Genomic DNA, 12,436 nt, shown 5'->3' with positions numbered 1-12,436 from the left:
ATCGAGATCCCGCAGGGTTACCTGGACCAACCGCGCTGGTGGCACGGTGGTGCGGACTGGCTGGCGGCGCTGCCGGCGCTCGTCGACGCGAGCCTGCGCCGCTGGGAGCTGACCGTCGATCAGGGCGCCGGCGGACCCTGGCACGGCTCGAACGCCCTGGTGGTGCCGGTGCTGCGGGACGGCGAGCGGCTGGTTCTCCGGTTGGCCCCGCCCGACCCTGCGACGACGAAGGAGGTTGCCGCGCTGCGGTTCTGGGACGGCCGGGGAACAGTGCGGCTGATCCAACATGACTCCGCAGCAGCCGCCATGCTGCTCGAGCGGATCGTTCCGGGGACGCCGGCCAGCAGTCGGCCCGTCGGCGAGTCGATGATCGTGGTCGGGACGGTGCTCCGCCGGATGACTGTTCCCGCCCCGGCGCCGGTGCACGGCACAGACCGGATTGCCGCGGATCTGATGAGCTCCCTCGCGCTCGACTGGGAACGCCTCGGCCGCCCTTTTCCCCGTTCCGTGCTGTCGGCTGCCCAGCAGACGGCTCTGGCACTCTCGGCCACCGTCTCGGCGGTGGCGGTGAACGGCGACCTGCACGCCGACCAGGTCCTGCAAGCGACGCGCGAGCCGTGGTTGGTCGTCGACCCGGTGCTGCTCCGCGGTGACCCGGAGTACGACCTCGCACGGGTGCTCTGGACCAGGCTCGACGAGATGCCGGATGATGCAGCGATTCTGGCGCACCTGGACACGCTGGTGCGGACCGCCGAGCTCGACGACCGCAGGGCGCTGGCCTGGGCGAGGTTGCGCACGATCGACTACTGGTTGTGGGGTTTGTCCGCTGGGCTCACCGAGGACCCGGTTCGGTGCGCGCGGTTGGCGGCCGCGTTGGGTTGGTGATCCCATTCTGCGGTCGCCCGGTCGCGGTCAGCAGGTCCGCAGCAGCCGGTCAAGCACCCGGGTGCCGAACTGCAGCGCATCGACCGGCACCCGCTCGTCGACGCCGTGGAACAGCGCCGAGAAGTCCAGGTCGGCGGGCAGACGCAACGGTGCGAACCCGTAGCCGGCGACGCCCAGTCGAGCGAAGGCCTTGTTGTCCGTGCCTCCGGACAGCATGTACGGCACGGTGGTCCCCGCCGGGTCCTCCGCGTGCAGCGCTGCGGTCATCGCGTTCACCAAGTCGCCCTCGAACGGGAATTCCAGCGGCGGGTGCCAGGTCCAGTCGATCTGCACATCGTCTCCGACGATCCGGGCGACCTCGTCCCGGAAGGTGTCCTCTGAGCCGGGCAGTACCCGGCAGTCGACGGTGGCGGTGGCGGTGGACGGGATGACGTTCGCCTTGTAGCCGGCGTTCAACATGGTCGGATTCGCAGTGTTGCGGAGCGTCGCGTTGAGAATCCGGGCGACCGGACCCACCTTCGCGACCGCGGATTCGAGGTCCTCCTCCGGGAACTCCAGGCCGGTGAGCTCGGTGATCCTCGCGAGCAGGGCGTCGACCGTGGCGGTGTGGGTGATGGGGAACTCGTGCGTACCGAGCCTGGAGACGGCCGCGGCGATCCGGCTGACCGCGTTGTCGTCGTTGATCATCGACCCGTGGCCGGCGCGTCCGGTCGCGGTGAGATGCGCCCAGGCAACGCCCTTCTCGGCCGCCGCGACCAGATAGGCGCGCCGGTCGTCGGCGATCGGGATGGAGAACCCGCCCACCTCGGAGATGGCCTCGGTGGCTCCCTCGAACAGTTCCGGGTGGTGGTCGACCAGCCACTGGGCGCCCCAGTCGCCGCCGGCTTCCTCGTCGGACATGAAGGCGAAGATCAGGTCCCGCGGCGGCACGTACCCGGTGGACTTGAACTCGCGGGCGACGGCGACCGTCATCGCGACCATGTCCTTCATGTCGACGGCGCCGCGCCCCCACACGTAGCCGTCCCGGACCGCGCCGGAGAACGGGTCGACCGTCCACTCCGTCGGGTCGGCGGGGACCACGTCGACGTGCCCGTGGATGAGCAGCGCGCCGCGGTCGGGGTTCGACCCCGCCAGCCGGCAGATCACGTTCCCGCGGCCCGGTGCCGCCTCGACATAGGTGGTCTCGTAGCCGACCTCGTCCAGCTTCTGCTGCAGGTACCGGGCGGCGCGGGCCTCTCCGTCGCCGATCGTGGCCGGGTCGCCGGTGTTGACGGAGTCGATCTTTATCAGCTCGCTGCAGAGCTGCACCACTTCGCGCTCGGCTTGCGACTGTGCGGCGTCGGGTGTGGGGTCCGGAGCGGTCATCCGCCTTTCCTACCACCCTGCCGCTGCGCGACGTGACCGCCGGACGCGGTTGGGAGCACGGCGGTGATCGAGTAAGCTTGGCCGTCGCGGTGCCCGGCGCCGCGAACACCTGTCCGGGTGGCGGAATGGCAGACGCGCTAGCTTGAGGTGCTAGTGCCCTTAGGGGCGTGGGGGTTCAAGTCCCCCCTCGGACACGCACGTTCTCGCACGCCCCCGCGCTGACCTCGGCTTTCTCGGTCTTGGACCCGGGTAGGTAAATCAATCTGAGCTGCATCAAGCTGTAGATTTCGAGCAACTCGCCGGGTGTCGCTCTCGCAAGCATCGTTGAGCAGGTAGAGCTCGATGGCTTCGTCCCGGTTCCGGGCGGCGGGCAGTTCCCGCCGCTGGGAAACGGGGCCGTCGAGGATGATGTTGTTTTTGTGCGCGGTGGTGTAGATCAGGGTCAGCGACCGGACAACGTCGGGGTGGGTGATCGCGATTTCCTGGGCGATCATCCCGCCCATGGATTGGCCGACGATGTGCGCCGGGGGCGAGTCGAGGGCTTGCAGGAGTTCGGCGCTGTCGGTGGCCATGTCGGTGATGGTGTACCCGCCGCCCGGAAATTTGTCGGACAGGCCGATGTCGCGGTTGTCGTGCCGGACGACGTATTAGCCCTGTCGGCGAGCTGCTGGCTGAATTCGGAGTGCCAGCCCAGCAGGTGGGCGCCCAGGCCCTGGATCAGCAGCAGGCCGACATCTTCCAACTCGTCAAACGCGAATCCGCCTGACCAACTCCCGACCCGAATTACGCGGCAGTACCGGTCATCGCTCTTCAGTCAGACCGCGCAGCCTTTTTTGGCTTTGCTGCCGGGTTCGCGTTGGTAATAGGCCTCGCCCCGTCGCAGCGGATTTGGCTCGTGGCCATGGATTGGGCACCAAGCCGGTTGAGCCCTCGAAGACCTGTCAGCGGATTGCTGTCGCGTTCGGTGGTGATCCAACCCCTCCGACGACGTGCAGAGGTTTCACGGTGACAAAGGCGTCCCAACGGCCTGTTGAGCGACTGTCTGCCGTGAGGGCGGTGAGGTTCCACAGCTCCCCCATGGGGACGCCGAGCTTGGCGAGTAGTTCCTGATGCATCATGCCGTTATCTTCGGGTGCGGTATCGGCGAAGGGGCTGTCGGCCACGGGTGGTAGTACTTCGACGGCATAGGTATCGGTGGCGAACAATGCGATGTGGTTGTCCCACAACCATGCCAGCAGATCCTGGTGCTGGATGAACCCAGTGCTGCGCCTCGCCTGCCGGACTTCTTCACGGGAAGCGACGTCAGCGTTGAGATACCAGTCGGCCCAACCGGTATGAACAAGAATCAAGTCGCCGGCCTCCAACGCGGTTCCCTGTGCGGCGAGGGCGTCATCCAAAATTGAGGCGGGCAGGCCCGGGCCGGTGATGTGGTCCAAAGGATGGCCGTTGTAGATGGCGAGACCGGCAATGTCCAGCAGTAGTCCCCGGCCGACGATCGGCGCTTCGGCCCAGCGCTGTATGCCGATTGCGGGCGAGCCGGGCTTGATCAGGCTGTCTGCGGTCCCGTTATAGAAGCCGTGCCCGGACGCCCTGCGATGCCGAAGGCCGTCGACCTGGCTGCTCGCCTGTGGGTAGAACTCGCGCAGAACGTCGTCCCGCGATTGAGCATGGCTGCTGGTGATCTCATGGACGGGGGCCCGACGGGTGCGGGCCATTGGCGGGTTGAACGCGTCTAACGCGTAATCCAGCGAGAACACTCGGCCATCGATGATCGATTCCGCCCCGCGCAAGACTTCGTGGGCGCCGGCGAAGTTCGCCATTCCCCGTTCAGGATCGGTATCGAAGAGACCCCAGCTGGAACCGGTGGGAGCTTCCTGCCGGGTCATCAGCTGGGAGTACGACGGCACGATGATGGGCATAATGCTCCTTCTCGACGACGAGCGGGCCAACGGGACCGGAGGAGTGCCAACAGTAGTGCGTCTGACAGACTATGAGTGCGGTGTGCAGAATGGTAGATGAAGGTCGGCCATCCGTCAACGGCGACGGCTGGACCGTGCGCGAGAGGGTGCTTTCGGGCTGGTCAGCGAACTTCCCGCGGAATCTGAATCTTCGATGAGTGGTCTTTTGCGGTCGTTGGTGCACAGTGAGCGAAGCCGCGAAGCATGGTCTGACTGCCCGGGGTCAAACGGCTTAGATTCCCCCACAAGCGGGTTGTCATCTGGCACGTGGAGCTGTTATAGGGATCGACACTGCGCATCGCTCCCGCCCGAAGGTATGCGAGATCGATTCTCCGGCCGCGAGGCTTCGTGCAGCTGCCGGCTCTGAACCCAGGGTTACCCGGTGCCTATAGCGCTCTTTGAAGCGCAGGATCAGCCTGTGCGGCAGACCTGATCTCAAGGAACTTGGTCCGGTGCGACCTGATTTGTCCTGCTGGCGCGGATCGGTTTGGGACGACCCACTCGAAAGGCGATAGGCGAGGCAGCCCGCAACGCCCACAGTGTTGACACCGGCACACTTGTCCTCGCGGTGCAAATTCATCGGATCTGAAAATGGTCGCTGGTGTCCGCACTTTTGGCCATCCTGTTTCTCTCGGATGGCCACATGAACCCGCCCGGACCAACGCAACCAACTTTGAAGGGACTGGTCCTCCAACAATCGCTGGCTGTCCCGAATACGCCAACGTCGACGCGTTGTCCCAGGGCTGGCTTCAGGACCGATACCGGCCCGCCGGTCGCTGACGTCAGCGACTGCATGTCTCGACTGGCAGCCGGCGGCCACCGCCTCCGACCTTTGCAACGTCGGCGGCTATCTCTGCGGGGGCTATCACCGTCCGCACCCGTCCGGGCGACATCCTCATGGAGCACGCCGCCCTAGATCTGGCGACGGAAGGAGACGACATTGTTGTCGATGCGGGCGGTGACCTCACCCGCGGTCTTCGGCGAACTCATACAACCACTGCACAACGAAAAGGGGTTGGCCGCATTGTCATCAGCGGTGCCGTCCGCGACTCCCCCGCCGTTCGTGTAGCGCCTACCTGTCTAGGCGGCACCATAGCGGGTCCTACAAATTGATTCGGCGAAGTGAACGCCACCGTTGCCATCGACGAAAGGACGTTGTGTGCAGGCGATCTGATCATCGCAGACGACGATGGGGTGGGGTATGTACCAGTCGTCGACGCCGATAGGATTCATGTTGCGCCACACACCAGGCGGAGGGCAGAACAAGAGAAAGCCAGACGAATCGGCCGGTGCCGGCGACACGACGGCCTGAGAGCTCGACTTCTGCGGATGGGCATCCTCTTCCAACCGTGATCGACATCGAGTCCGATGGGCCCGGCTACCAGGGCCGCACGAGCTCGATGTAGGAACACCGCCCGGGTCCGAGTCCACCCAGGGGACGGGCATCCTCAAACATTGATCGACGTCAGTGACTGGTGGCACCAAGGCTTTGCGATAGCTCCGCGGCCTGCTTGAGCAGAACGTCCTTGACCCAGGTCAGGTGATCGCCGTTCAACCGGGTTCGTGATCCGATGACACCGAGGGCGCCCACAAAGGTGCCGTCGATGGTGAACACCGGAGCGGCGACTGCGGTCGTCTCCGGGTCCCGCTCTCCGTCTGAGATATAGAAACCTGCGGAACGGACGTCGGCGTCCGAGGGTGTGCTGCCACCGGTATAGGCGCGCAGGATGCGCCCGCCGGCACCCCGGTCCAGCGGCAGGCTCGCGCCCTCCTCGAGGTGGTGTCGCATCAGCCGATCCGCGTGATGCCGGTAGAGGACGATCCGCTCGTCGCCCTCCCTGATGTAGAAGGCGCTCGTTTCGCCGGTGGTCTGTGCGAGATCGGCCAAGGCCGGGCGGATGTAGTCAGCAAGCTTGAACGACCGCTGGTAGAGCGAACCAAGCCGCCACAGTGTCGGACCCAACCGGAAAAAGCCTTCCGCGTCGCGGTGCAGATATCCGGTGTGTTGCAACGAGCCAGCCAACCGCAGGATGGTGCTCCGGTAGAGCCCGGTCTTGTGGGTCAGCTGGGCCAAACTCAGCCGGTCGTCGCCGTCGCTGAAGGCGTCCAACAACGACAGTGCGCGCTCGACCGATTCGACCCGTCCTGGATCAGCCATCGTGTCCGCCTGTTCATCTCGGCATTCGGTAACCGCTTGGTGAGCGTTCAGCACCGTGGTGCTCGGCTTGCACCCGGACGGTGACAACAACGCGCGTGCCATCTTTCTATCAGACGGACCGCTGTTCTGTGCCGTGCACACTCGTGATCGGATGGCCATGGGCCTCGAAGGCGAGCCCTCATTATCCCCAGGTTGTGCGGAGACCGGTACGCACCAGCCGGGATGCCCGGGCTGGCCGCGGTGCCGGTTGGTCGCCCAACACGGGTGCGGATGCGAACGGTCTCATCCTGGGGTTGCTCAATCGACTGAACCGCTCGGCCCGGGTGCTCAGAATCCTGCATCTACCCCATTGACAGGCGCGCCGGCCTTCCCTAAAGTTTCTATCAGACGCACTGCCGTTCTGTCAGACAGAACAGGCCGAATCGATAAGTGTTGCTGTCTCTCCAACGAAGTAGATGAAGGAGTCTTCATGTCGCGGACGTCCCAGGTGGATGTGTTGATCAGTGAGGTCGGTCCCCGGGAGGGGCAGCAGGCCATCCCTCAGGTCATGCCGACCGAGGTCAAGAACCGGTGGATCGCCGCGCTGGCCGATTCCGGGATCCGGGAAATCGAGGCCACCTCGTTCGTCTCTCCCAAGGCGGTGCCGCAGATGGCCGACGCCGCGGAGGTTCTCACCCGAGCGCTGACGATTCCCGACCTGCGTGTGCTGGCGCTGGTCCCGAATCTGCGCGGCGCGCAACGAGCTGCCGAGGCGGGTGCCACCGCGGTGAACATGCCGGTGTCAGCGTCCCGGTTGCACAGCATGTCCAACATCCGGATGACCCCGGAGGACGCCGTCAACCAGGTCGGCCAGGTTTGCGCGCTGCGCAGCAGCGGAACCGGGTTCCGGGTCGAGGTGGGGCTGTCCACCGCATTCGGTTGCACCTTGGAGGGCCCGGTGTCCGAGGCCTGGGTCATCGAGCTCGCGGTCATGTGCGCCGAGGTCGGTGCCGATAGCGTCGGGCTCTCGGACACCACCGGTTACGGCAACCCGTCCCAGGTGAGGAGGTTGTTCACCCGGCTGCGGGCCGAGCTCGGCGACAAGGCGGGCGGGGCGCACTTCCACAACACCCGCGGGCAGGGCTTGGCCAATGTGGTCGCCGCCCTCGAGGTCGGGGTCACCACCTTCGATTCCTCGCACGCCGGTCTCGGCGGGTGCCCGTTCGCTCCCGGCGCGACCGGGAACATCGTCACCGAGGACCTGGTGTTCCTGCTGGAGGCGATGGGCCTGCGGACCGGGATCGACTTGGACAAATTGATCGCCGCCCGGGCCCTGATCATCGAGGGTCTCCCGGGAGAGCCGTTGTACGGCAACGTGTCCGAGGTCGGAGTGACCAAGGGCTTCCAGTACGCCGGCACGTTGACCACTGCGGGTGCGGCATGAGCACCGGGTTGCCCCTGGAAGGGGTGAGGGTCGTCGAGTTCTCCCACATGGTGATGGGTCCGACTTGCGGGCTGATCCTGGCCGACCTGGGCGCCGACGTGATCAAGGTCGAGCCCATGGGCGGCGGCGACAAGACCCGGGGGCTCGGCGGGTCGGGCGCCGGGTACTTCCCGATGTTCAACCGGAACAAGCGGAGCCTGACCGTCGATTTGAAAAGCGAGCAGGGCATCGCGTTCGTGAAGCGGCTCGTCGCGGGCGCCGATGTCGTCACCGAGAACTTCCGGCCCGGCGGCCTGGACGGAATGGGTCTGGGTTACCGGGATCTCAAGGTGGACAACCCCGGGTTGGTGTACTGCTCACTCAAGGGTTTCCTGTCCGGGCCGTACGAGCAGCGGGCCGCGCTGGACGAGGTCGTGCAGACCATGGGCGGCCTGACCTACATGACCGGTCCGCCCGGGCAGCCGCTGCGGGCGGGCACGTCGGTCAACGACATCATGGGTGGACTGTTCGCCGCGATCGGCATCATGGCTGCGCTGCATCAGCGCACCACCACCGGCACCGGGCAACTGGTCCGTAGCTCCCTGTTCGAGAACAACGTCTTCCTCGTCGGCCAGCACATGGCGCAATACGGGGTCACCGGTGTCCCCGCCGCGCCGATGCCGGTGCGGGAATCGGCATGGGCCGTCTACGACCTGTTCGACACCGCGGACGACGAGAAGATCTTCGTCGGAGTGGTCAGCGATACTCAGTGGGCCGCGTTCTGCCTTGCTTTCGACCTGCGTGATCTTGTCGGCGACCCGCAATACGCGACCAACGCCGGACGGGTCAAGGCCCGGGACACCCTGCTGCCACTCCTACGCGAACAGTTCCGGTCCCGCACCCGGGACGAGGCGTCCCGCCTGCTCGAATCCGCCCGGTTGCCGTTCGCCCCCCTGCAGCGGCCCGAGGACCTGTTCGACGACCCCCACCTGGCCATGCCGGGTGCGATGACCGAACTCACCCTGCCCGGTGGGCGCACGTTGCCACTGCCCGCGCTTCCGCTGGAGATGGACGGCCGGCGGCTCGCGAAGCGGCTCGACCTACCACGCCCCGGCGAACACAGCCAGAGCATCGCCCGGGACCTTGGCTACACCGACGAGGCGATCGAACAACTCCAGGACGCCGGCGTGCTCGGTATCGACCAGCAGGAGACCGTCACGGTCGGCTGATCGGAACACCCGAATCACCGGCAGCACCAACGCTTTTGGGTCCGCCCTGATCGGCGGTCAAATGTCACCGCAATGACGCACACATTGGACTGGGACATCACCAGGACAACCCCACCCCCATGGCAGGAGAACCTCATGACCTCGAACATCGCAAACAAGTCCGCAGCGAACAACGACAACAAGACGGCCACCAAGTTCGATCCGTTGGTCATCATCCAGGGTGTCGACAAGCACTTCGGCGCGCTGCACGTGCTCAAGAACATCGACCTGGAGATCGGCCGCGGTGAAGTGGTGGTCGTGATCGGTCCGTCCGGGTCCGGTAAGTCCACGTTGTGCCGCACCATCAACCGGCTCGAGGGCGTCGACAACGGCACCATCGTCCTGGACGGGGTGCCGTTGCCCGCAGAAGGCAAGGAACTGGCCAAGCTGCGCTCCGAGGTTGGCATGGTGTTTCAGTCGTTCAACCTGTTCGCGCACATGACGATCCTGCAGAACGTGACCTTGGGTCCGATCAAGGTTCGCGGCATCCCCCGCAAGGAAGCCGAGAAGCGGGCCCGGGAAATCCTGGACCGCGTCGGCGTCGGATCGCAGGCCGACAAGATGCCCGCCCAGCTCTCCGGTGGACAGCAGCAACGGGTCGCGATCGCCCGATCCCTCGCAATGGACCCCAAGGTTTTGCTGTTCGACGAGCCCACCTCCGCGCTCGACCCGGAAATGGTCAACGAAGTCCTCGAGGTGATGAAGGGCCTGGCCTCGAGCGGGATGACCATGGTCGTGGTCACCCACGAAATGGGCTTCGCCCGGTCCGCCGCCGACCGGGTCATCTTCATGGACGCCGGACAGATCGTCGAACAGGCCCCCCCGGCCGAGTTCTTCGCCGCGCCGAAGTCCGCCAGGGCCAGGGATTTCCTGTCCAAAATCCTGTCCCACTGACGTTCTCAAAGACGAAAGGCACACCGCCGTGCGTAAGAAGCTACGAGCATTCATCCTCCCGTTGATCGTCGTGCTGGCCATTGCGCTGGTCGCCGTGTTCGGCACCAGCAGCGTCGCGAACCCGGGCATCACCTCCGCCGTCGCGGAGAACCCCGAGTTCCCCGCCGGGTCCACCATGGCCAAACTCCAGGAAGAAGGGGCCATCCGGGTCGGCACCCGCTATGACCACCCCGGCCTGTCCGCCCGGAACCTGAAGGGCCAACAGGAGGGCTTCGAGATCGACATGGTCGAATACATTGCTGCCAAGCTCGGGTTGTCCGCCGACCAGATCCAATGGACCGAAGCGAACTCCGCGAACCGGGAACAGTTCCTCATCCAGGACAAGGTCGACATCGTCGTCGCCACCTACACCGCCAGTGAAAAGCGCAAACAGGTCATCAGTTTCGCCGGGCCCTACTTCGACGTGCACTACGACATGGTCGTCGCCAAGGGCAACCCGAAGAACATCACCGACCCGCAGACCCCCAACGGGGTCAAGGTCTGCTCCACCGTCGGTGGCACTGTCAGCGTCTACACCCGTAAGGACTTCCCGGACACCAACCTCATCGAGTTCGACGTGTCCTCCAAGTGCATTGAGGCCCTCAAGAACGGCACAGTGGACGCGCTGATCACCCACGCACCCATCGGGATCGGGTATGTCGGGCAGGATCCCGACGACCTGCAGATGGCCGGTGCCTCCCTCGGCGCAGAGGCCTGGAGCATCGGCATCGCCAAGGGTGATGTGCAGTTCTGCCAGTGGCTGGACCAAACAATCGACGAGTTCTACACGGACGGCTCCGCGCAGAAGTCATGGGACGACTACCTCGGCAAGTACTCCGAGCTGCCGATCGTCAAACCGCAGTTCGCGGAATGCTCATGACCGCGGGCGCGCCACACCAACCGCGCTCCTCTCGACCACCACTTCTCCCAGTGAGGGATTCCCATGTCCACCGTGTTTGAGAACTACGGCGTCCTGCTGGGCGGGTTCGCCTGGACCCTCGCACTGATCGCCGTGTCCACCGTGCTCGCGTTGATCGGCGGCACCATCCTGGCCGCGATGCGGGTCTCCCCGATCCCGCTGCTGCAGAAAATCAGCGCCGGCTACATCGACATCTTCCGGAACGTGCCGACCGCGGTCATCTTCTTCTTCACCCTGTTCGTGCTGCCACAGGTCGACATCCGGATCTCTTTCTTCGCCTCCGCCATCACGGCGCTGTCCGTCTACTACTCAGCGTTCTTCTGCGAGGCAATCCGGTCCGGAATCAACTCCATCCCCGGCGGACAGGCCGAAGCCGCTCGCTCGGTGGGCCTGACCTTCGGCCGGTCGCTGCGGTTGGTCATCCTGCCGCAGGCACTGCGCACTGTCATCCCACCACTGATCAACGTGTTCATCGCGCTGACCAAGAGTTCCGCGATCGCCAGCGCCTTCGGTGTCGTCGAACTGCTGGCCTCCGCCGAACAACTGATCGCGGTCGACAGTCAGGACGTGATGGCCATCCTCGGTGTCGTCGCCCTGCTGTATCTGGCCATCACAATCCCCGCGGGCCTGGTTGCCCACCACTTCGAACACAAACTGGCGGTCCAGCGATGAGCAGCGTCCTGTATGACATGGCCGGTCCCCGGACCCTGGCCAAAATCCGCACCGGCAGCATCGTCGCCGGCGTCGTGGTAGCCATCCTCGCCGCGCTGGTTCTCTACCGGCTCTACATCAACGGCGCCCTTGCACCTGACCTGTGGTCGGTGCTGCTGAACAAGGACCTCGCGCAACTGCTGCTGGGCGGCCTCTGGTACACCCTGACCGCCGCTGCGGTGTCCATCGTGTTGTCCGTGGTGTTCGGTGTACTACTGGCCGCGATGCGGCTCGCGGAGAGCCGCATCCTGCGCGGTGTGGTCCGGGTGTGGGTCGAGATCTTCCGCGGGTTGCCGCTCCTCGTGCTGATCTTCTTCCTGTTCCTGGGCATGCCGGCCCTGGGGGTCGACGTCCCGGTGTTCTGGGCGCTGGTCATCGGTATCAGCCTTTACAACTCCGCCGTGATGAGCGAGATCTTCCGCGCCGGCATCCGGTCCCTGCCCAAGGGGCAGGCCGAAGCCGCCTACTCCGTCGGGCTGAGCAAGAGCACCACGCTGCGGTTGGTGCTGCTGCCGCAGGCCGTGCGGAACATGCTGCCCGCCCTGGTCAGCCAGGTCGTCACCATCCTGAAGGAAAGCTCGCTCGGCTTCTTCATCGGCTACGCCGAACTGCTCCGGCAGGGCCGGGTCGCGGTGGAATATCTCGGCGGCGCCTACGCCATCCCCGTGTACACCGCGGTCGCCGTCATCTACCTGTTGGTCAACATCAGCCTCTCCCGCTTCGCCAAGCAGCTCGAAAGGGACCCCGGGGTGAAGGCGGTCAAGGCCTGACCGGCGACACCGTTCAGCCCAATCCCGAACGCACAATCCCGGACGCCCGCGGCCACGAACAGGCATT

11 protein-coding genes, 1 tRNA gene and 1 pseudogene are annotated in these 12,436 nt (G+C 65.4%); 9 read left to right on the top strand and 4 right to left on the bottom strand.

Features of this window, described 5'->3' with window-relative positions; genetic code table 11:
- A complete protein-coding gene (locus ACVBEQ_RS18045; protein ID WP_447154721.1) occupies positions 1-885 on the top strand; it encodes an aminoglycoside phosphotransferase family protein in 885 nt (294 codons plus the stop codon).
- Positions 886-912: 27 nt separating this feature from the next.
- Here ACVBEQ_RS18045 and ACVBEQ_RS18040 read toward each other — a convergent pair whose 3' ends face one another.
- Positions 913-2,250: a M20/M25/M40 family metallo-hydrolase gene (locus ACVBEQ_RS18040; RefSeq protein WP_447154674.1), complete on the bottom strand. Its 1,338-nt coding sequence runs from the start codon at positions 2,248-2,250 to the stop codon at positions 913-915.
- A gap of 111 nt (positions 2,251-2,361) precedes the next feature.
- On the opposite strand from ACVBEQ_RS18040, the gene ACVBEQ_RS18035 reads away from it, so the two are divergent.
- Positions 2,362-2,444, top strand: a tRNA-Leu gene (locus ACVBEQ_RS18035).
- A gap of 96 nt (positions 2,445-2,540) precedes the next feature.
- Here ACVBEQ_RS18035 and ACVBEQ_RS18030 read toward each other — a convergent pair.
- Positions 2,541-2,870, bottom strand: a pseudogene (locus tag ACVBEQ_RS18030) (alpha/beta fold hydrolase); the annotation flags it as partial.
- A 321-nt stretch (positions 2,871-3,191) separates the two neighbouring features.
- Entirely contained in the window at positions 3,192-4,169 is a 978-nt protein-coding gene (locus ACVBEQ_RS18025) for a cyclase family protein (RefSeq protein ID WP_447154673.1), read from the bottom strand.
- An 828-nt stretch (positions 4,170-4,997) separates the two neighbouring features.
- Here ACVBEQ_RS18025 and ACVBEQ_RS18020 point away from each other — a divergent pair.
- Positions 4,998-5,321 carry an RraA family protein gene (locus ACVBEQ_RS18020; protein WP_447154720.1) on the top strand — a complete coding sequence of 108 codons (324 nt, stop codon included), beginning with the start codon at positions 4,998-5,000 and terminating at the stop codon, positions 5,319-5,321.
- A gap of 352 nt (positions 5,322-5,673) precedes the next feature.
- On the opposite strand, the gene ACVBEQ_RS18015 is transcribed toward ACVBEQ_RS18020, so the two are convergent.
- Positions 5,674-6,366, bottom strand: coding sequence for an IclR family transcriptional regulator (locus ACVBEQ_RS18015; protein WP_447154672.1), 693 nt, complete (start codon positions 6,364-6,366; stop codon positions 5,674-5,676).
- Positions 6,367-6,835: 469 nt separating this feature from the next.
- Here ACVBEQ_RS18015 and ACVBEQ_RS18010 point away from each other — a divergent pair, with 469 nt between their 5' ends.
- The 6 genes from ACVBEQ_RS18010 (at position 6,836) to ACVBEQ_RS17985 (ending at position 12,369) form a co-directional block, all read left to right on the top strand.
- Entirely contained in the window at positions 6,836-7,789 is a 954-nt protein-coding gene (locus ACVBEQ_RS18010) for a hydroxymethylglutaryl-CoA lyase (RefSeq protein WP_447154671.1), read from the top strand.
- Positions 7,786-8,997 carry a CaiB/BaiF CoA transferase family protein gene (locus ACVBEQ_RS18005; protein ID WP_447154670.1) on the top strand — a complete coding sequence of 404 codons (1,212 nt, stop codon included), beginning with the start codon at positions 7,786-7,788 and terminating at the stop codon, positions 8,995-8,997. Before ACVBEQ_RS18010 ends, ACVBEQ_RS18005 begins: the two co-directional genes overlap by 4 nt.
- 135 nt (positions 8,998-9,132) lie before the next feature.
- Entirely contained in the window at positions 9,133-9,930 is a 798-nt protein-coding gene (locus ACVBEQ_RS18000) for an amino acid ABC transporter ATP-binding protein (RefSeq protein WP_447154719.1), read from the top strand.
- Positions 9,931-9,958: 28 nt separating this feature from the next.
- Positions 9,959-10,849 (top strand): glutamate ABC transporter substrate-binding protein, encoded by an 891-nt coding sequence (locus ACVBEQ_RS17995; protein WP_447154669.1) that lies wholly within the window; start codon positions 9,959-9,961, stop codon positions 10,847-10,849.
- Positions 10,850-10,912: 63 nt separating this feature from the next.
- Positions 10,913-11,560 carry an amino acid ABC transporter permease gene (locus ACVBEQ_RS17990; RefSeq protein WP_447154668.1) on the top strand — a complete coding sequence of 216 codons (648 nt, stop codon included), beginning with the start codon at positions 10,913-10,915 and terminating at the stop codon, positions 11,558-11,560.
- A complete protein-coding gene (locus ACVBEQ_RS17985; protein WP_447154667.1) occupies positions 11,557-12,369 on the top strand; it encodes an amino acid ABC transporter permease in 813 nt (270 codons plus the stop codon). Before ACVBEQ_RS17990 ends, ACVBEQ_RS17985 begins: the two co-directional genes overlap by 4 nt.
- Positions 12,370-12,436 lie beyond the last annotated feature (67 nt).

It is taken from the genome of Nakamurella sp. GG22, from assembly GCF_052976845.2.
Note: the sequence above shows the minus strand (reverse complement) of the source record. Positions and strands in the feature narration are given on the sequence as shown.

What these genes read in the sequence shown, in the direction of transcription:
- ACVBEQ_RS18040 (WP_447154674.1), bottom strand. Translation starts at nt 2,250, where the DNA reads ATGACCGCTCCGGACCCCACACCCGACGCCGCACAGTCGCAAGCCGAG.
- ACVBEQ_RS18025 (WP_447154673.1), bottom strand. Translation starts at nt 4,169, where the DNA reads ATGCCCATCATCGTGCCGTCGTACTCCCAGCTGATGACCCGGCAGGAA.
- ACVBEQ_RS18015 (WP_447154672.1), bottom strand. Translation starts at nt 6,366, where the DNA reads ATGGCTGATCCAGGACGGGTCGAATCGGTCGAGCGCGCACTGTCGTTG.
- ACVBEQ_RS18010 (WP_447154671.1), top strand. Translation starts at nt 6,836, where the DNA reads ATGTCGCGGACGTCCCAGGTGGATGTGTTGATCAGTGAGGTCGGTCCC.
- ACVBEQ_RS18005 (WP_447154670.1), top strand. Translation starts at nt 7,786, where the DNA reads ATGAGCACCGGGTTGCCCCTGGAAGGGGTGAGGGTCGTCGAGTTCTCC.
- ACVBEQ_RS18000 (WP_447154719.1), top strand. Translation starts at nt 9,133, where the DNA reads ATGACCTCGAACATCGCAAACAAGTCCGCAGCGAACAACGACAACAAG.
- ACVBEQ_RS17990 (WP_447154668.1), top strand. Translation starts at nt 10,913, where the DNA reads ATGTCCACCGTGTTTGAGAACTACGGCGTCCTGCTGGGCGGGTTCGCC.
- ACVBEQ_RS17985 (WP_447154667.1), top strand. Translation starts at nt 11,557, where the DNA reads ATGAGCAGCGTCCTGTATGACATGGCCGGTCCCCGGACCCTGGCCAAA.